16 protein-coding genes are annotated in these 18,511 nt (G+C 60.6%); 7 read left to right on the top strand and 9 right to left on the bottom strand.

All coding sequences use genetic code 11. The features are described 5' to 3' along the window. Positions 1-34 precede the first annotated feature (34 nt). The 3 genes from RLW41_RS08740 to RLW41_RS08750 all read right to left on the bottom strand — a co-directional run bounded on the left by RLW41_RS08740 (position 35) and on the right by RLW41_RS08750 (position 3,929). A complete protein-coding gene (locus RLW41_RS08740; RefSeq protein ID WP_414464237.1) occupies positions 35-532 on the bottom strand; it encodes a hypothetical protein in 498 nt (165 codons plus the stop codon). Between the two features lie 41 nt (positions 533-573). Beyond that, positions 574-1,524 (bottom strand): glutathione synthase, encoded by a 951-nt coding sequence (gene gshB, locus RLW41_RS08745; protein WP_414464238.1) that lies wholly within the window; start codon positions 1,522-1,524, stop codon positions 574-576. A gap of 170 nt (positions 1,525-1,694) precedes the next feature. Next, positions 1,695-3,929: a primosomal protein N' gene (locus RLW41_RS08750; RefSeq protein ID WP_409561473.1), complete on the bottom strand. Its 2,235-nt coding sequence runs from the start codon at positions 3,927-3,929 to the stop codon at positions 1,695-1,697. 107 nt (positions 3,930-4,036) lie between these two features. Between RLW41_RS08750 and fsa the strand changes: the two genes are divergently transcribed. From fsa to RLW41_RS08780, 6 genes are all read left to right on the top strand, one after another. Then, positions 4,037-4,693: a fructose-6-phosphate aldolase gene (fsa, locus tag RLW41_RS08755; RefSeq protein WP_409561474.1), complete on the top strand. Its 657-nt coding sequence runs from the start codon at positions 4,037-4,039 to the stop codon at positions 4,691-4,693. A gap of 15 nt (positions 4,694-4,708) precedes the next feature. Further along, positions 4,709-6,133 (top strand): FAD-binding oxidoreductase, encoded by a 1,425-nt coding sequence (locus tag RLW41_RS08760; protein ID WP_414464239.1) that lies wholly within the window; start codon positions 4,709-4,711, stop codon positions 6,131-6,133. Between the two features lie 64 nt (positions 6,134-6,197). Continuing rightward, positions 6,198-7,172 carry a tyrosine recombinase XerC gene (locus tag RLW41_RS08765; RefSeq protein ID WP_414464240.1) on the top strand — a complete coding sequence of 325 codons (975 nt, stop codon included), beginning with the start codon at positions 6,198-6,200 and terminating at the stop codon, positions 7,170-7,172. 31 nt (positions 7,173-7,203) lie between these two features. Further along, positions 7,204-8,232, top strand: coding sequence for a TraB/GumN family protein (locus tag RLW41_RS08770; RefSeq protein ID WP_414464241.1), 1,029 nt, complete (start codon positions 7,204-7,206; stop codon positions 8,230-8,232). 3 nt (positions 8,233-8,235) lie between these two features. Then, positions 8,236-8,643, top strand: a complete 408-nt coding sequence (locus RLW41_RS08775) for a DUF6559 family protein (protein ID WP_414464242.1) — start codon at positions 8,236-8,238, stop codon at positions 8,641-8,643. A 165-nt stretch (positions 8,644-8,808) separates the two neighbouring features. After that, the gene (locus RLW41_RS08780; protein ID WP_414464243.1) at positions 8,809-9,372 is read left to right on the top strand and encodes a DUF4142 domain-containing protein; all 564 of its coding nucleotides are present in this window, start codon (positions 8,809-8,811) and stop codon (positions 9,370-9,372) included. Between the two features lie 492 nt (positions 9,373-9,864). Here RLW41_RS08780 and RLW41_RS08785 read toward each other — a convergent pair whose 3' ends face one another. Further along, positions 9,865-10,317 (bottom strand): YaiI/YqxD family protein, encoded by a 453-nt coding sequence (locus RLW41_RS08785; RefSeq protein WP_409561478.1) that lies wholly within the window; start codon positions 10,315-10,317, stop codon positions 9,865-9,867. Positions 10,318-10,595: 278 nt separating this feature from the next. Between RLW41_RS08785 and RLW41_RS08790 the strand changes: the two genes are divergently transcribed. After that, on the top strand, positions 10,596-11,144 hold the full coding sequence (locus RLW41_RS08790; protein WP_414464244.1) for a hypothetical protein: 549 nt from the start codon (positions 10,596-10,598) through the stop codon (positions 11,142-11,144). Between the two features lie 168 nt (positions 11,145-11,312). On the opposite strand, the gene lpdA is transcribed toward RLW41_RS08790, so the two are convergent. The 5 genes from lpdA to sucD form a co-directional block, all read right to left on the bottom strand. Beyond that, a complete protein-coding gene (gene lpdA, locus RLW41_RS08795; RefSeq protein WP_414464245.1) occupies positions 11,313-12,710 on the bottom strand; it encodes a dihydrolipoyl dehydrogenase in 1,398 nt (465 codons plus the stop codon). A gap of 28 nt (positions 12,711-12,738) precedes the next feature. After that, complete coding sequence (locus RLW41_RS08800) at positions 12,739-13,074, bottom strand: hypothetical protein (RefSeq protein WP_414464246.1); 336 nt, start codon at positions 13,072-13,074, stop codon at positions 12,739-12,741. An 11-nt stretch (positions 13,075-13,085) separates the two neighbouring features. Next, complete coding sequence (gene odhB, locus RLW41_RS08805) at positions 13,086-14,366, bottom strand: 2-oxoglutarate dehydrogenase complex dihydrolipoyllysine-residue succinyltransferase (protein WP_414464247.1); 1,281 nt, start codon at positions 14,364-14,366, stop codon at positions 13,086-13,088. A gap of 127 nt (positions 14,367-14,493) precedes the next feature. Then, positions 14,494-17,457: a 2-oxoglutarate dehydrogenase E1 component gene (locus tag RLW41_RS08810; RefSeq protein ID WP_414464248.1), complete on the bottom strand. Its 2,964-nt coding sequence runs from the start codon at positions 17,455-17,457 to the stop codon at positions 14,494-14,496. A 112-nt stretch (positions 17,458-17,569) separates the two neighbouring features. After that, positions 17,570-18,469 carry a succinate--CoA ligase subunit alpha gene (gene sucD, locus RLW41_RS08815; protein ID WP_013950125.1) on the bottom strand — a complete coding sequence of 300 codons (900 nt, stop codon included), beginning with the start codon at positions 18,467-18,469 and terminating at the stop codon, positions 17,570-17,572. Positions 18,470-18,511 lie beyond the last annotated feature (42 nt).

Here is an 18,511-nt window from a genome sequence, read left to right on the forward strand (position 1 = left end):
CCGATGAGGCTCATGCGCTCGGCCGTCTTTCCGCTCAGCCCTTCGTCATCGCAAGCGTCAGTCCGAGCAGCGACTGCGAATTGACGAATTGGATTTCGACGGCCTGGCGACTGCCCATCACCATTATGTCCATGTTGGCCGTCACGTCGGCGCTTTTCACGATCACGCGGAAGCCCCGTGGAGTGACGTCACCTGTCAAGTCGCCTTCGAAATTGTGAATCGTCTCTTTCCAGTGGCCCGAGAGCTTGCCGCCGGTTTCCTTAACATTGCTGATGATCTCAACGTTGCCGCCCGAAGTCGCGCAGCGGATCGTTTGCTTGATCTCGTTCTCCGAACCTGCCGTGAGGTAGGTGGCGCGGCATTTGATTTTTTCGGGTGGGCTCGATTTGTAGCCGATCATGCCGGAGCCGCTCCAACGGCCGATCAGCGACGCGAAGGGCGATGCCGTTACGGCATTGGCTTCCTCGATAGGAAGTGCGGCTGCAAAACTGAAGGCAGTGGCTGCGGCACCTGCGATCGTGATTGATTTCATCGTGATGTCCCTTGCTGCCCCGTGCGCCTCAAATCCGCGTTTCACACTTTCGCTTGTCGTTTTTCTTCGATGACGTCCCAAATCATCGCCGCGATGTCGTTGCCGCCAAAGGCCTTCACCTGCCGGATACCCGTTGGCGATGTCACGTTGATCTCGGTGATGTAGGGCCCGATGACGTCGATGCCTGTAAAAATAAGTCCGCGGCGTTTCAGTTCCGGCCCGAGGCGCGCGCAGATTTCGCGGTCGCGCGCGGTGAGCTCGACCGGCGCAGCGGTGCCGCCGACGTGCAGGTTCGAGCGCGTTTCACCGGCTTGCGGAACACGATTGATAGCGCCTGCGACTTCGCCGTCGACGAGAATGATGCGCTTGTCGCCATCTTTCACTTCGGGGCGATATTCCTGGACCATGAAGGGCTCACGGAAAACGGTTTGAAAAAGCTCAACGAGAGAGCCGAGGTTGCCGTCTTCCGGCTTGATGCGAAACACTGCAGCGCCACCGTTGCCGTAGAGCGGTTTGATGATGATGTCTTTGTATTCGGCGCGGAACGACTGCACGTCGGCGAGCGAACGTGTGACGAGCGTCGGTGGCATCAGATCGAGGAAATCAAGGACGAAAAGCTTCTCCGGCGCGTTGCGAACGTGCGCAGGGTCATTCACCACCAGCGTCTTGGGATGGATGCGTTCCAACAGATGCGTCGTCGTGATGTAAGCCATATCGAATGGCGGGTCCTGGCGCAGCAGGACAACATCGCGCTCGCTCAAATCGACGACGCGCGGATCCGACAAGGCATAGTGCGCGCCGTGCTTGTCCTCGACTTTCAGAGTTTGCCCGCGCGCGAGTAGCTTACCTTGGCGAAGCGCCAAATCGGGCGGGGTGTAATAGAAAATGTCGTGCCCGCGTTTTTGCGCTTCGAGCAGAATGGCGAAGGTCGAATCGCCGCGAATATCGATGCGGTCGATCGGGTCCATCTGAACGGCTATGCGGAGCGGCATGTCAGGCTTTCAAGGACGTTGCATTTCGGGCGCGCCTGAGCGGCGTGCAGCCCCACGTCGTTTATACGATTTGACGCCGTCGCGGAATGACATGAACGACGCGTCTCACGATGCCGTCGCGCTTATGGCAAACATGCCGCAGAGCCTGCGGATGCGCGCGATTTGCGGCCTCAAAGGAAATTGTAGGGGTCGATGTCGACAGTGATGCGGACATCGGATTTCAGTTTTGGAATCGTTCCAGCCCAGGCGCGCAGGTAGCTTTGCAAATCGACGTCGCGTGGGGCTTTGACGAGCAGGCGCCAGCGATAACGACCACGCACGACCGAGATCGGCGCCTCCGATGGGCCTAAGACTGAGATCGCGTCGCTTTGCGGCGCACGACGGGCGATGTCGCGCGCGACGGTTTCTGTCAGCGCCTTGTCGCGCGATGAAATGATGATCGCAGCCAAGCGGCCGTAGGGCGGCAACAGGCCGGCCTGCCGCGTCCGCACCTCGTAATTCAGGAAGGCGTCGCGGTCACCGGCAACGATCGCCTGCATGACGGGATGTTCGGGTGCATAGGTTTGCACCAAGCCACGACCGACGAAGCTCGTGCGCCCAGCGCGGCCCGTCACCTGGTGCAAAAGCTGGAACGTGCGTTCTGCTGCGCGCGGATCGGCGCCATGCGCGAGGCCCAAGTCGCCATCGACGACACCGACCAACGCGAGACCCGGGAAGTTGTGGCCCTTGGCAACGATTTGCGTACCGATGATGATGTCGAATTCGCGGGCTTCGATGCTGCGGATGATTTCACGCATCTCGGTCAAGCCGGGAATCAAATCCGACGAGAGCAGCGCGACGCGTGCATCGGGAAAGCGCTCGGCGACTTCCTCTTGCACACGCTCCACGCCGGGACCACAGGCGACGAGCGAGCCGGGTGTCGCGCACTTTGGGCATTTCTCAGGCAGCGCGAGCGAGAAGCCGCAATGGTGGCAGGTCAGTTTTTTCCTGAAGCGATGCTCGACGAGCCAAGCTGTACATTGCGGACATTCGAGGCGATGGCCGCAAGACCGGCAAAGCGTCAACGGCGCGTAGCCGCGACGATTGAGAAAAAGCAGCGATTGCTGGCCTTTCTCCATCGTCTCGGTGATGCCTTGAACGAGGCGCTGCGACAGCCACTTGCCCGGTTCCAGTTTCTCCGACCGCAAATCGATTGCCGAGACGTCCGGCATTTCCACGCCCGAGAACCGCCCCGGCAGCACGGCGTGGCGATAGCGCCCGATCAGCGCATTGACGTGGCTTTCGATCGATGGCGTGGCGGAGGCGAGCACAACCGGAAACTTCCCAAGGCTGCCACGGACGACGGCCATGTCGCGGCCCTGGTAGTGCACGCGATCATCTTGCTTGAAACCCTGGTCATGCTCCTCGTCGACGACGATCAGACCGAGCTGGCAAAACGGCAGGAAGAGCGCAGACCGGGCGCCGACGACGCAACGCACGTCACCGCGCGCGACGCCCTTCCAGATGCGGCCGCGTTCGGCGGGGCTCAAAGCCGAATGCCATTCGACAGGCCGGACGCCGAAGCGGCGCTCAAACCGATCGAGAAACTGGCTCGTCAGCGCAATTTCAGGGAGCAGGATGAGCGTTTGCTGTCCCGCTTCAAGCGCACGGGCCACGGCTTCGAAATAGACTTCCGTCTTGCCCGATCCCGTCACGCCATCGAGCAGCGTGACCGAGAAATTCTGCGCATCGACAGCGCTTTTGAGGGAGTCGACGGCGCGGGTCTGGTCCGCTGTGAAGGTCGCCGTCGCATGCGCTGGATTGGGGCGCGGGAAGACGCGCTCGGGGATCGCGACTTCAACGAGCATGCCGGCCGCCGCGAGGCCGTCGATCACGCCGGTCGAACAACCCGCGAGATGGGCGAGATCGGATTTGGCGCGCACGAGGCCGTCGGCGGCCACATCCAGCACGCGGGTGCGGGCGGGCGTCATTTTGGCGGGCGGCGCAGCGCCGGCCACGATCGCGACGCCAAAGCGATGCTTGGGCGGCTCGAATGCGGTATCGGCGCTCATCATCATGCGGACGACCATGCCCAGCGGCGCCAGCGTGTACCGGGCCACCCATTCCGCGAACCGCATGGAAATTTCGGGGAGGGGAGGGGCATCAATGCCGCTGGTCAGGGCTTTCATCTTCTTGGGATCGACCGGCTTGCCATCGCCGCGCGGGCCATCCCAGACGATGCCGATGCGGGTCTGCGGCCCAAACGGCACGAGCACGAAGGATCCGGGGCCTGCTTCCATGCCTTCCGGGACCAGATAGTCGTAGGTCTGGTCGAGCGCGACCGGCATCAATACCGGCACGCTGCGGGCGCCGGCTGTCGCGCCGTTATCCAGGATTTCAAGCAGGCTATCCAAAGGGGCGTTCAACGGACTAGAAGCTTCCTCCGAGAATCGGTCGTGCTAGGTTTGCCTCCAACTTGGGGCGCACCAAAGGCAGATTCCCAAGACTTAAGGGACGAGGTGAGGAGAAAGAAATGAAATTCTTCGTCGATACCGCCGACGTGGCCGAGATCAAGGAGTTGGCGGCGACGGGCCTGCTTGACGGCGTCACGACGAATCCGACCCTCGTTGCAAAAGCGGGCCGCGACTTCAAGGACATCATTCGTGAGATCTGCGCTGTCGTTCCGGGGCCGGTTTCGGCAGAAGTGGCTGCGACCGATTATGCGGGCATGATGCAGGAAGCGGAAGTGCTGCGGAAGATCGCCAAGAACGTGACGATCAAAGTGCCACTGACGATGGACGGGCTCAAAGCCTGCAAGACGCTGACGAGCGAGGGCACGATGGTCAACGTGACGCTGTGCTTCTCGGCGAACCAGGCGCTGCTTGCGGCGAAGGCCGGTGCGACATTCGTTTCGCCATTTATCGGCCGTCTTGATGATATTGGATTGAACGGTATGGACGTCATTCGCGAGATCCGCACCATCTACGACAATTATCCGGATCTTTCGACGGACATTCTGGCGGCCTCGATCCGCACGGTGAACCACGTCAAAGAAGCAGCCATGATCGGCGCCGATGTCGCCACCATTCCTCCGGCCATTCTGAAGTCACTCGTGAAGCATCCACTGACGGATGCTGGCCTCGCGGCCTTCGTCAACGACTGGAAGAAGACCGGCCAGACCATCGTGTGAGGCAGGCACGAGCACGTGCACTTAAAAACCTTATCCGAAAGCTTGATTGCGCGTTTTGCTGAAATCGTTGGCGAAACGAACGCGCTGACGCGCGCGGAAGATCAAGGCGCATATCTGCATGAATGGCGCGACCGTTATACGGGTTCGACGCCGGTCGTTCTGCGACCGGGCTCGACGGATGAGGTTTCGCGCATTCTGACGCTCGCACATGCCGAGGATATCGCGGTCGTGCCGCAAGGCGGTAATACCGGACTCGTCGGCGGGCAAATCCCATCGCGCGACGGCAGCGAGATCGTCCTGTCACTTGAGCGGCTCAAGGCCGTCCGCAACGTGGATGCCATCGGCGGCACGATGATCGTCGAAGCGGGCGTGACGCTCACTGAAGCGCAAAATGCTGCAAAAAATGCGGGCCGGCTCTTTCCTTTAAGTCTCGCGTCCGAGGGCAGTGCGCAGATCGGCGGCGTGCTGGCGACAAATGCGGGCGGCACGGCGGTTCTTGCCTACGGCAATGCACGCAGTCTCGCGCTTGGTCTCGAGGCGGTGCTGGCGGACGGACGCATCTGGCATGGTCTCCGGCGCCTCAAGAAAGACAACACGGGTTACGATCTGCGCGATCTCCTGATCGGATCGGAAGGAACGCTCGGCATCATTACCGCTGCGAGCCTCAAGCTGTTCCCGATGCCCGCCGAGCGTGAGACGGCCATCGTCGCCTTCGACACGCCGGACGCCGCGATGAAACTTTTCCGCCGCGCCGAGTCCGAAGCGGGCTCGTCATTGACGGCGTTCGAACTCTGGGCGCATCGGGCGCAAGAGTTTGCACTCAAATACATGCCGAACGTGCGCGATCCGTTCACCGACGATTATCCGTGGTACGCACTGATCGAGCTGTCGCATGGCGGCAAGGGCACGCGAATTGCGAACACCATTGAGCCGCTGCTGACATCGGCGCATGGCCAGGGGTTCATTCGCGACGCCACCATTGCCCGCTCGCTTCGGCAGGCGGAAGATTTCTGGCGGCTGCGCGAGGCGTTTTCGGAAGCGCAAAAAGGTGCGGGCGGCAGCATCAAGCACGACATCTCGGTGCCGATCGCGCGCATTCCCGAATTCCTTCAGCGCGCCGCGAAAGTGGTCGATGGCGTTTGTCCGGGGGCGCGCCCTGTCCCATTCGGACATTTCGGCGACGGCAACCTGCATTACAACGTCACGCAGCCCGAGCACATGGAGAAGGCGCAATATTTGGCGCTGTGGGACGCGATGTCGGACGCGATCTTCGAACTCGTCACCGAGCTTGGCGGCTCGATCTCGGCGGAGCATGGTATCGGGCAAATGAAGCGCGACGTGCTGAAGCGCTATAAGTCCGAGGTCGAGCTCGACATGATGCGGGCGATCAAAAAAGCCCTCGATCCCAAGGGGATCTTGAACCCCGGCAAGCTGCTGTAAGTTACTGTTAACGGCTTGTTAACCGAACCTGCGAAGGGTCGGGAGGCTTCTCAAGGTGGGGCCGGTGGCACAATCGCTCGACGACATTCTGGCAGGCGACGCGGAGCTGCCGCTCGGTGGCGACCTCAAGCGCGTGGTCGAGGGATGGCTCGATCATATCGTCGTCGAGCGGGGGCAGAGCGCGGCGACGCGGGAGGCCTATGCGCGCGACGCCCGGCAGTTTCTTGCCTTCCTCAAATCGTATCTCGGGCATCCGCCGTGTCTCGCCGATCTCGAACGGCTCGACGCGCGAACCCTTCGTGCCTTTCTGGCAAACCGGCGCAAGGCCGGTTTGACATCGCGATCCCTCGCGCGATCGCTGTCGGCGCTGAGGACATTCTTTCGATGGCTCGAACGCGAAGATACAGTGCAAAACCGGGCCGTTTTGCAAGTCGCAGCGCCAAAAATTCCGCATTCGATTCCGAAGCCGCTGACGGTCGAAGGTGCAGCGTCGCTGATCGAACGGGATGCGAGCGATGAAGAAAAAGAATGGATCACGGCGCGCGATACGGCGGTGCTACTGCTGCTCTACGGCGCCGGTTTGCGCATCAGCGAAGCCCTGACTCTCACGCCGAAGACCGCCCCGATCAATGGCCGCGATATCATGCACATCCGCGGCAAGGGCGGCAAAGAACGGCTCGTCCCAGCACTGGCCGTCGTGTCGGACGCGATCACCGTGTACATGGGGCTTTGTCCCTATCCGATGGAGCCCGATGGCCCGCTGTTTCGGGGTGCCAGGGGCGGCCCGTTGTCGCCCCGGCTCATCCAGCTCGCGATGGAAAAACTGCGCCGGACGCTTGGCTTACCGGATACTGCGACGCCGCATGCTCTGCGCCACTCGTTCGCCACGCATTTACTTTCGGCGGGGGCCGATTTACGCCAAATTCAGGAGCTTTTAGGTCACGCCTCACTGTCGACGACGCAAGTCTATACTGAGGTTAATCGAGACCGGCTGCTGGCCGTTTACGACCAGGCCCATCCACGGGCGGCGCGGCGCTGACATTCATCTGCTGTTTCGTTTGCGAGTACCCATGACGTTTTCACGTAACCTACGTTTCATTGGTCATATCGTCAGTGTGCTGGCATTTCTTTCGCTCGGCCCGAGGATTGCTTTCGCCGACGACGCTCCAGCGCGATGCCAGGGCGCCGACATGCTGGCTGAGATGCAGGCCAAGACTCCCGACATCTACAAAAAGGTGATGGCCGAGAGCGACGCGCTTCCCAACACGCAAGCGATGCTCTGGAAAATAGATAAGCCGGGCGTCCCGACCTCCTATCTGTTCGGCACCATGCATCTCAGCGATCCGCGCGTTGCGACGCTGTCGCCAACGGTCAAAGAGGACATTGCGCAATCGAAATCGGTTGCGCTCGAAGTGGCCGATCTCTCGGACAAAGCGGTCGCCGCCGCGATGACCAAGATGGCGGCGCTCATCGTTTATACGAATGGCGAGTCGCTCAAAAAGGATCTCACCGACCAGGAATATAAGGATGTGCAGCAGACCGTGGCGAAAGCCGGCATGCCCGGCGAGCTGGCGGCGTCGATGAAGCCCTGGCTCGTCAGCATGCTGCTCGCCACTTCGGACTGCGAGAGGAAGCAGCTCGCTGCCGGCAAGACGGTACTCGATCTGCAGGTTGCGGCCGAAGCGCAAAAGCACGGCATCGCCATCACAGGACTTGAGACGATCGAGGATCAGCTCAGCGCGCTTGCCTCCGTTCCCGACGATCAGCAAATCGCAATGCTCAAAGTCGGTTTGAAATATCTCGACCGTGCCGATGATATGACCGAGACGCTGGTGCAGATGTACGTCAAGCGGCAAATCGGTGCGGCGATGCCGTTCCAGTTGGCGCTTGCGGCGCAAAGCGGAATTTCGCCGTCCGTCTTCGACGGCTTCAAGAAATCTCTGCTCGTCGACCGCAACGCGCGCATGCGCGATGCTGCACTGCCGCTGCTCGACAAGGGCAACGCCTTTATTGCGGTCGGCGCGCTGCACCTTCCGGGCCCGACCGGGCTCGTCGCGCTGTTGCGCCAGTCGGGCTACACGGTGACGCCTGTGGAGTAAAATATGTTTCAGTATCTCTTCAGATGGCGACAGCGACGCTTTTTGAGGCCCATTGTCAGTATTTTGCCTGCCTTGCTGACGAAGGCGTATGGGCCGGCGGATCACTACTCCCCACAACAGATCAGGAGAGCACTGGAAAAAATTCGAGCGCGCCCAGAGCTTCAGCCTTATGCGTTTTCCGTCTATTGCAAAGCCGCCGATATTATACCTGATCTCAGGCTGGCCGAACCACAGCGGCTTGCTCACCGCGCTGAAATTGCGGATTTATTTGATATCGCGCGGCACGACTACACAGCCGAGGACATTCGCAAACTCAAGACGCCCTTGAACTGGACTTCAGGCAAGTGGTGGCACAGCGATTGGTCATATTATCAAGATCACGGAAATGGGCCGGGCCATTCGCAGTTCTAATTTTTGACCTCCGCTAAAAAATGAATAGCGCCTGTTAACGGCGCCAATGATGAGACCCTTCCAGACGCTGTCTTTCGCACCAGTGCGAAAGGACGCATTTTTCTACGGAACGAAGCATCGTCGGTAAAGTTGCTTGGCTGCCAGCTCGTTAGAGGAGACGCTGCCATGCGCCGGGAACTGCTCGCCCTAGGCATTTTCATGCTCACCGCCGCAACAGCCGTTGCGGACACCGTGCCCCAAGCCACGCAAGACTTTATCGACAAGGTCGCGGTGGCCAATAAATTCGAGATCGACACGAGCCAACTTGAGCTCAAATACGGCAAAGCGGCCGACGTCAAAAGCTTTGCCCAGCAAATGATCGACGACCACACGAAGGCCGGACAGGACTTCAAGGCGAGCCTCGCCGAGGCGAAAATCGAGGCGCCTAAAGATGCGCTCGATATTGCGCACACGGCCAAATACGCCAAACTTCGCGTGTTCACGACCGAGAATGGTTTTGATGCGGCATATGTCGATGAACAGCTTTCGGCGCACAAAGATGCGGTTGGCTTGTTCAAAGATTACTCTGCCAATGGTCCGGCCGGTCCCGTGAAGAGCTTTGCCGAAAAGACGCTGCCGACGCTCGAACATCATTTGGCGATGGTCAAGGAGCTGCACGACAAGATGTCGTCGAATGCGGCGACCGGCGCATCGCCAGGGACATCGGGTACTTCGGGCGACACGAAGTAATAAACTTCCCGGACTTCGATGCTGCTCGTATCGGACGTAATAGCCTACGGCCATCGGCGGCCGGCTCCGCGTAGCAGAGTCGCCGATGGCCAAAGATAAAGCGAAGGGGCAGATCGGCGACGCCTCGCGTTTTTGTTTGTCTGTTCGGGATGCAGCCTTCGCCGATCCGCGACGTGCAACGAGGGTGGGCCCCCATTTCGAACCGTCGACACCGCCATCCGCCCGCGCATTCCGAGATTTCGAACGGGCGTTGAACCCCGGCGCCCCTTGGGGCTACCGAGGCCGGCAGACGACCCCGGTTCCAGCTGATGGGCCCCGGCAGTCCGGCACGCTCCCACCGCCCTCAGGATCCCAGCTCGAGCCTAGAGCCCTTCGCACGCGGCAAGATGAGGCGAGTATGCGGGCGGTTCAGAGAGCGGGGATAAGTTTTTTTTAAGTGTTTGGCGCCGGGCGACACGCGTTCCGCGCGCCGGCCGCCCAGCGCGACGCCTGTCATGCGGGTCGACGCAATCCGGCCTGCACTGCATTTTCGAGAGCTTGAAGAAACTGGGAACGGTCGCGAGGCGTGAAGGACGCGTTGTAGCCGCGGCTCTCGCCGGTTTCGCGAAGGTGGCGCTGCATGTCTCTCATCGCGACGGCCATGCCGATGTTCGCGTCGCTGAATGGCTTTCCTGTCGGACCGATACATTGGGCACCGGCTTTCAGGGCACGTGCCGCGAGTGGGATATCCGCCGTTACGACGATGTCCGAGGGCGTGACATGCTCGGCGATCCAATCATCGGCGGCGTCCGCGCCGTCACCGACGATCACGCGCTTGATGAGCGGACTTTCCTCCAGCCGCATCCAGCTGTTCGAGACCATGTGCACGATGAGATCATGGCGGGTGGCGACGCGGAGGACTTCGGCCTTCACCGGACACGCATCCGCATCGACGTAGATTTCCATGGTCGTATTACTTTCGGCAAATAGAGCGCTTCATTCGCTGCGACATGCGGCGATGATCGACATGTGGGCAACGGGCCTTTGTCATCTGCGGTCATATTTTAAATTCGGCCTGCGTGTCAGCCAGAAAAGACATGGCATCCGTAAAGTTGAGCAGCCGCATTATAGGCCGATCTGCAATGGCATCGTGCGGATAAGATAAAGCGCATCGAATATCGAAAGATTGCTCCGCGATTTACGCGCATTTGTCCTCAGCGCTTGCAACACATGAGGACCTTCAAATGTCGACCAAAGTTCTGTCGGATCTTGTTCTATCCAAATCGGCTTTCAGCCACGTTCTCGATGTTCCGGCAGACGGTCTCGATATCGCTGATTGGCTGTTCAACCTGCCCATGTACGAATATCGCAGGTGTTGTGCGCCCGATCACATCACCGCCGGTTTCACGACGACAGATGACGGACGCAAAATGTCCATCAACGTCGAGAGAATCGGAGGCACGTTGATGATTCAGCAGTACGTCGGCGAGATCACCGACCCTCTCCACTGCCACATGGTTTCGATATCAGATGCCTTCTCGCCGAACGGTCACACGACTGTTCAAGTTATTTGGGACCTGAGTATCAAGCCGATCAGCGCGACGAGCTGCGAATTTACGAATAGCGTCATCGCGCATCCGACCGAAGAGTTCATGGCGTTCATCAAGGAACACAACATTTCGTTTGAGGATGCAGCGCAGGCACGGCAAACGGCTGGAGGCGATCATAATCGCCGGGAGACGCCCATGTTTGCCGAAAGCATCAAGCGAAAGTCATTGATGCGGATTCGCTGAATGGAGCTTCAGAAGCTCCGTCTGTTCCCGGCCTCGCCCTAGCGCAGCAAGGCGAGGCTGGAACCTCGACGCAAGCTCCAGCTCACGCTCCCAATCGGCATTTTGGAGCCGAGGTTCGACTGGATCCCGGCCTTCGCTGGGATGACGGTGGGTGTGGCGGTAGCGGCGTCAGAAATGAATCGCGCGCTTGGCGACGGCAAGGGCGGCTTCTTTCATCGCTTCGGAGAAGGTCGGGTGCGCGTGGCAGGTGCGCGCCAGATCTTCGGCCGAGCCTGAGAATTCCATCAGCACGCACGCTTCGGCGATCAATTCGCCTGCGACGGCGCCGATGATGTGGACGCCGAGCACGCGATCGGTCGTCGCGTCCGCCAGGATTTTCACGAAGCCCGCCGTCTGATTGATCGCCTTGGCGCGGCCGTTGGCGGTGAACGGGAATTTGCCGACGTTGTAGGCGATGCCTGCGGCCTTCAGTTCCTCTTCCGTCTTGCCGACGCTCGCGACCTCCGGACTTGTATAGATGACGCTCGGGATTACATCGTAGTTCACGTGGCCCGCCTGACCGGCGATGATCTCGGCGACGGCGACGCCTTCGTCCTCGGCCTTGTGCGCGAGCATCGGACCGGCGATGACATCGCCAATTGCGAAAACGCCGGTGACATTGGTCTGATAGTAGCCGTCAACCAGCACGCGTTTCTTGGCGTCAAGCGCGATGCCGGCTTCGGCGAGGCCCAGCCCTTCTGTATAGGGCACGCGGCCAACGGCAACGAGAACGGCGTCGGCCTCGACCGTTTCGGCGACACCACCTGCTGCGGGCTCGACCTTGGCGACGACGCCAGTGTCGGATGTTTCGACGCCCGCAACCTTGCTCGACAGGCGGAAGGCAATGCCCTGCTTTTCGAGGATGCGCTGGAACGACTTTGCGATCTCGGCGTCCATGCCGGGCAGAATGCGCGGCAGATATTCGATGACGAGAACTTCCGCGCCGAGACGACGCCAGACAGAGCCCAGCTCAAGTCCGATGACGCCTGCGCCGACGACGAGCAGCTTTTTCGGTACAGTCTCGAAATCGAGGGCGCCGGTCGACGAGACGACGCGCTTCTCATCGATCTCGATGCCCGGCAAGCGGGTCACGTCGGAACCCGTCGCGATGACGATCGACTTTGTTTCGAGCGTTTGCGTGTCACCGCTTGGAGACGTGACCGCGACTTGACCGGACTTCACGATGCGGCCGGTGCCGAAGTGATGATCGATTTTGTTCTTCTTCAGAAGGTAAGCGACGCCGTCGGTATTGCCTTTGACGCCTTCGCGCTTGAACGCCTGCATCTTGGCGAGATCGAGCGTCGGATCGGTGCCGATGCCCATCGACGCGAATTCGTGCTTAGCCTCGTCATAGCAATGCGAAGCATGAAGCAGCGACTTCGACGGGATGCAGCCGATGTTGAGGCAGGTGCCGCCAAAGGTTGCGCGCTTCTCGACGACGGCGACTTTCATTCCGAGCTGGGCGGCGCGGATGGCGCACACGTAGCCGCCGGGGCCAGTGCCGATAACGATCAGATCATAGCTCATTTCACATTCCGCTGTCCGAGCTATCGCTCTATTTCTTTTCTTTGCTTAAAGTCCAAGTGGAAATCACATCTGGATTGACGACAATTTCACCCGTAGACCTCAATCGATATTCACCGGGCGCTGCGGCGCGCAACGACCGTAGATCAGGCGGCAAAAACTTAGTGGTTCCTGCCAATCCGCCCATGCAATCTATTTGGAATCCGCGCATCGAATCTGCCGACACTATCGTACCGAAGTATTGTTCTTGACGTATCACCGTCTCGTAATCGGGCTCCATATAGGTAATGCCAACCAATACTATCTTCCCGACGAGGCGCTGACCTTCGTCATCGTCCCATGCTGGCCTGTCACTCTCGTCACTCATTCTGTTTGAGCTCAGAGCTCCAGGATGAAGCGCTGCGGGTCTTCGAGGCATTCCTTGACGCGGACGAGGAAGGTGACGGCTTCCTTGCCGTCAACGATGCGATGATCGTACGAGAGCGCGAGGTACATCATCGGGCGCGCAACGATCTGGCCTTTCCTGACCACGGGGCGTTCCTCGATGCGGTGCATGCCGAGGATGCCGGACTGCGGCGCGTTCAGAATCGGTGTCGACATCAGCGAGCCGTAGACGCCGCCGTTCGAGATCGTGAACGTGCCGCCCTGCATGTCTTCGATCGACAGGCGGCCGTCACGCGCACGCTTGCCGAACTCGTTGATCTGCTGCTCGATGCCCGCGAGGCTCAGGCGATCGGCGTCGCGCACGACCGGCACGACAAGGCCCTTCTCGGTGCCGACGGCGACGCCGATGTGATAGTAATTCTTGTAGATCAGTTCATCGCCGTCGATCTCGGCATTGACCGCGGGGACATCGCGCAGGGCCTGGATGCAGGCCTTCACGAACAGGCCCATGAAGCCGAGCTTCACGCCGTAGCGCTTCTCGAAAATGTCTTTGTATTGCGAGCGCAGCGCCATCACGGCGCTCATATCGACGTCGTTGAACGTCGTCAGCATGGCGGCGGTGTTCTGCGCGTCCTTCAGGCGCCGCGCGATGGTCTGGCGCAGCCTCGTCATCTTCACGCGTTCTTCCCGGGCGACGTCGTTGCCGGCCGAGGGGAGGCGCGTTTCCTGGGGTACGGCTTTCAGGGCCGGAGCTGTCGGTATCGCGACGACGTTCGTTGCCGGAGCGGCTTCATGCACCGGCGGCGCGGCAGGACGCGCCGATGAACCGACCGCTGCCAAGACGTCTTCCTTCAGCACCTGACCGCGGCGGCCGGAGCCCTGAATGTCGGAGGCTTCAAGGCCCGCTTCGGTGAGGGCTTTCTGGGCCGCAGGCGGGGGCGGCGGAGCTGTTTGAGCGGCGGCAGGAGCCGGCGCTGGTTGAGGCGGCGGAGGCGGAGCGGCTTTAGCTTCGCTTTTTGCCGGAGCCGCCGCGGCGCCGCCTTCGTTTAACGCGGCGAGCAGTGCGCCGACTTCAACGGTCGATCCCGATTGCACCAGAATTTCGCCGAGAACGCCGCTGGCGGGTGCCGGAACTTCGACAGTCACCTTGTCGGTTTCCAGCTCGACAAGCGGCTCATCCGCAGTGACTGCATCGCCGGAGTTCTTGAACCACTTGCCTACAGTCGCTTCCGTGACGCTCTCTCCGAGCGTGGGAACGCGGATCTCGATCGACATTCTTTAGCCTCTTCTTGTTTGCGATTGGCGACTCTCCTTCGTCGAGCCGGCCTCCAATCGCGGGATACTTTTTTGTTGCGATCGGCGACTCCGCTTCGCGGAGCCGGTCGCCGATCGCGTGTGCTCGTCAAATTCCCAGCGCGTCGGCGACGAGCGCTGTCTGCTCCTTGATGTGCTGCGAAAGCAATCCGGTCGCGGTGGCGGCCGACGCTGGTCGTCCGGCGTACCGCGGGCGGCGGTGGATGTAGCCAAGGTGGTTCAAAACCCACTCGATATTGGCGTCCATGAAGTACCAGGCGCCCATGTTCTTGGGCTCTTCCTGGCACCAGACGATCTCGGCGAACTTGAAGCGGCCAAGCTCGTTGATGAGGGCGCGGGCCGGGAAGGGATAAAGCTGCTCGACGCGCAGGATATAGACGTCGTCGAGGCCCTTGGCGTCGCGCGCTTCGAGAAGATCGTAGTAGACTTTGCCGGTGCAGATCACGACACGCTTGATCTCGGCGTCGGGCTTCAGCGTGATCGACGACGAGCCGCGCTCGGCATCGTCCCACAGCAGCCGGTGGAAGCTGGTGGTCGGACCGAAATCCTCGATCTTAGAGACGACACGCTTGTGACGAAGCAACGACTTCGGCGTCATCAGGATCAGCGGCTTGCGGAAATTCCGGTGCAGCTGGCGACGCAGGATATGGAAATAGTTCGCAGGCGTCGAACAGTTAGCGACCTGCCAATTGTCTTCCGCTGAAAGCTGCAGATAGCGTTCGAGGCGAGCCGACGAATGCTCCGGACCCTGGCCTTCGTAGCCGTGCGGTAGCAGACAAACGAGGCCCGACATGCGCAGCCACTTGCGTTCGCCCGACGACAGGAACTGATCGAAGATCACCTGCGCGCCGTTGGCGAAGTCGCCGAACTGGGCTTCCCACAGCGTCAGCGCGTTGGGCTCAGCGAGCGAGTAGCCGTATTCGAAACCGAGAACGGCTTCTTCCGACAGCATCGAGTTGACGATCTCGAAGCGCGCCTGGTTCGGCGACAAGTGCTTCAGCGGCGAGAAACGGCGTTCGCTTTCCTGGTCGATGAACACGGCATGGCGTTGCGAGAAGGTGCCGCGCTCGCAATCCTGGCCGGACAGGCGAACACGGAAGCCTTCCATCAGGAGCGAGGCGAAGGCCATGTGCTCGGCCATGGCCCAGTCGATGCCCTGGCCAGTGTCGATCATCTCGCGGCGGCGTTCGATCAGTTTGCCGACGGTCTTGTGAATGTGGAAGTCGTTCGGGATCGTCGTGACGCGATGGCCGATGTCTTTGAGCGTGTCGATCTCGACGCCGGTGTTGCCGCGCCAGTCGTCGCTGTCTGGCCGAGTGATGCCCGACCAGCGGCCATCGAGCCAGTCGGCCTTGTTCGGCTTGTAGCCGTCGGAGAACGAAAATTCGTTGTCGAGGTTGCCGCGCACCTCGTCTTTCATGGCAGTGAATTCGGCCTGCGTGATGATGCCTTCGTCGATCAGGTCTTTCGAGTAGATGTCGACGACCGTCGGATGCGACTTGATCCGCTTGTACATCGCCGGCTGCGTGAACAGCGGCTCATCGGCTTCGTTGTGGCCGTGGCGGCGATAGCAGAACATGTCGATGACGACAGGCTTCTGGAAGCGCTGACGGAACTCGGTCGCGATCTTGGCGACGTGAACGACGGCTTCGGGGCTGTCGCCGTTGACGTGGAAAATCGGCGCTTCGATCATCAGGGCGACGTCGGAGCAATAGGGCGACGAGCGCGAGTGATGCGGCGCGGTCGTGAAGCCGATCTGATTGTTGATGATGAAGTGGATCGAGCCGCCGGTGCGGTGGCCGCGCAAGCCTGACAGGCCGAAGCATTCCGCGACGACGCCCTGACCCGCGAACGCTGCGTCGCCGTGAATGAGAAGCGGCATCACGGCGGTGCGATCGTTACTCGGGCAGTTGCGCTGATCCTGCTTGGCGCGCACCTTGCCGAGGACGACGGGATCGACGATTTCGAGATGCGACGGGTTCGCCGTCAGCGAAAGATGCACGCTGTTGCCATCGAACATGCGGTCGGAAGAGGCGCCGAGGTGATATTTCACGTCGCCTGAGCCTTCGACGTCGTCGGGCTTGAAGGAACCGCCTTTGAATTCTTTGAAGATCGCGCGCAGCGGCTTTGACATGACATTGGCGAGCACGTTGAGGCGGCCGCGATGGGCCATGCCCATGGCGATTTCCTGCACGCCCAAATGACCGCCGCGCTTGATGATTTGCTCAAGCGCCGGAATGATTGATTCCGCGCCGTCGAGGCCGAAGCGCTTGGTGCCGGTATATTTGATATCGCAGAACTTCTCGAACGTTTCCGTTTCGATGAGCTTCTTCAGGATGGCTTTCTGGCCTTCCGGCGTGAAGCGCACATCCTTTTCCGGGCCTTCGATGCGTTCTTGAATCCAGCCCTTTTGCGTCGGGTCGGTGATGTGGGTGAACTGGACGCCGATCTTGCGGCAGTAGGTCCGGCGCAGGATGGTCAGGATCTGACGCATCGTTGCGGTTTCGAGGCCCATGACGCGGTCGATGAAGATCGGGCGGTCAAGGTCGGCGTCGGTGAAGCCGTAGGTCTCCGGCAGCAATTCGCGATGGACGCGGCGGTCGGCGAGGCCGAGCGGATCGAGGTCAGCCGCCAAGTGACCGATGACGCGATAGGCGCGGATCAACATCAGTGCGCGGATCGAATCCTGCGTCGCCCGGAGCGACGCCGCGGGCGTCATTTCGAAGCCTGAGATCTGCGCGCGGCGCTCGATCTTGTCGCGGATGGTCCGCTCGGTCTCGCCGTAATCGCCGGTCAGCGCGCCGACGAGATCTTTATCGGTACCGCTTTCCTCGAGAAGCGCGGACAGCGGCGGCGCCCAGGCGGGTCCGCCCGCGTATCCCGTCAGTTGTGTGGGCGCTTCCTTGATGCTTTCGAAAAATCGGCGCCACTCGTCGCTGACGGCGCCGGGGTTGCGCTCATACTCAGCCTGCATGTCTTCGATATAGGGGGCGTTGGCCGCGCTCAGAAAAGAGGTGCGCAGGAACGCTTCATTCTGGCCGTTTCGTGCCATGTCGTTCGTCCTTATTCATTCTCCAAGAGCGTTGCCTCGATGCTCTGGATGACGCGGACAGTGACCGGACTGATAACGCCGCCAGTCTTACGGCTCGGTTATTTCGGCGACCTTAAGCCTTCAAGACTTCGACAAGAGTACGGCCGAGCGCGGCGGGGCTCGGCGCAATGGCAATGCCCGCAGCTTTCATCGCCGCAAGCTTGTCTTCCGCCTTGCCCTTACCGCCGGAGATGATCGCGCCCGCGTGGCCCATGCGGCGGCCCGGAGGCGCCGTCACGCCGGCAATGAAGCCTGCCATCGGCTTTTTGCGGCCCTTTTTTGCTTCCTGGATGAGAAAGTCAGCCGCGTCCTCTTCGGCGGAGCCGCCGATTTCTCCGATCATGATGATCGACTGCGTTTCGTCGTCGGAGAGGAACATGTCGAGGACGTCGATGAATTCCGTACCTTTGACGGGGTCGCCGCCAATGCCGACGGCCGTCGTCTGCCCGAGACCAACGTCCGTCGTCTGCTTTACGGCTTCATATGTGAGCGTTCCCGAGCGCGATACAATGCCGACCGAGCCATTCTTGAAAATGTTTCCGGGCATGATGCCGATCTTGCATTGATCGGGTGTGAGAAGTCCGGGGCAGTTGGGTCCGACAAGGCGCGATTTCGAACCGTCGAGCGCGCGCTTGACGCGCACCATGTCCATCACCGGAATGCCCTCGGTGATGCAGACGATCAGCGGTACGCCGGCGTCGATGGCTTCGAGAATGGCGTCGGCCGCGAAGGGCGGGGGAACGTAGATCGAGGTTGCGGTGGCACCCGTCTTGGCGACCGCTTCGCCAACGCTATCGAACAACGGAATGTCGGCGAGTTCGGCGTCAGGGTGCTTGGAGCCGCCCTTGCCGGGCGTTACGCCGCCGACGATTTCGGTGCCGTAGGCACGCGCCTGCTTGGTGTGAAAGGTTCCCTGACTACCAGTAATGCCTTGGCAAATGACCTTCGTATTCTTGTCGACAAGAATAGACATTCCATCCCCGCGTTGTTCTTGGCCTTCTTAGGCCTAAATGTC

This window comes from Hyphomicrobium sp. DY-1, from assembly GCF_047497105.1.
Lineage (GTDB): Bacteria > Pseudomonadota > Alphaproteobacteria > Rhizobiales > Hyphomicrobiaceae > Hyphomicrobium_B.

What these genes read in the sequence shown, in the direction of transcription:
- RLW41_RS08780 (WP_414464243.1), top strand. Translation starts at nt 8,809, where the DNA reads ATGCGCCGGGAACTGCTCGCCCTAGGCATTTTCATGCTCACCGCCGCA.
- RLW41_RS08740 (WP_414464237.1), bottom strand. Translation starts at nt 532, where the DNA reads ATGAAATCAATCACGATCGCAGGTGCCGCAGCCACTGCCTTCAGTTTT.
- RLW41_RS08770 (WP_414464241.1), top strand. Translation starts at nt 7,204, where the DNA reads ATGACGTTTTCACGTAACCTACGTTTCATTGGTCATATCGTCAGTGTG.
- lpdA (WP_414464245.1), bottom strand. Translation starts at nt 12,710, where the DNA reads ATGAGCTATGATCTGATCGTTATCGGCACTGGCCCCGGCGGCTACGTG.
- sucD (WP_013950125.1), bottom strand. Translation starts at nt 18,469, where the DNA reads ATGTCTATTCTTGTCGACAAGAATACGAAGGTCATTTGCCAAGGCATT.
- odhB (WP_414464247.1), bottom strand. Translation starts at nt 14,366, where the DNA reads ATGTCGATCGAGATCCGCGTTCCCACGCTCGGAGAGAGCGTCACGGAA.
- RLW41_RS08775 (WP_414464242.1), top strand. Translation starts at nt 8,236, where the DNA reads ATGTTTCAGTATCTCTTCAGATGGCGACAGCGACGCTTTTTGAGGCCC.
- RLW41_RS08810 (WP_414464248.1), bottom strand. Translation starts at nt 17,457, where the DNA reads ATGGCACGAAACGGCCAGAATGAAGCGTTCCTGCGCACCTCTTTTCTG.
- RLW41_RS08800 (WP_414464246.1), bottom strand. Translation starts at nt 13,074, where the DNA reads ATGAGTGACGAGAGTGACAGGCCAGCATGGGACGATGACGAAGGTCAG.
- RLW41_RS08785 (WP_409561478.1), bottom strand. Translation starts at nt 10,317, where the DNA reads ATGGAAATCTACGTCGATGCGGATGCGTGTCCGGTGAAGGCCGAAGTC.
- RLW41_RS08790 (WP_414464244.1), top strand. Translation starts at nt 10,596, where the DNA reads ATGTCGACCAAAGTTCTGTCGGATCTTGTTCTATCCAAATCGGCTTTC.
- fsa (WP_409561474.1), top strand. Translation starts at nt 4,037, where the DNA reads ATGAAATTCTTCGTCGATACCGCCGACGTGGCCGAGATCAAGGAGTTG.
- gshB (WP_414464238.1), bottom strand. Translation starts at nt 1,524, where the DNA reads ATGCCGCTCCGCATAGCCGTTCAGATGGACCCGATCGACCGCATCGAT.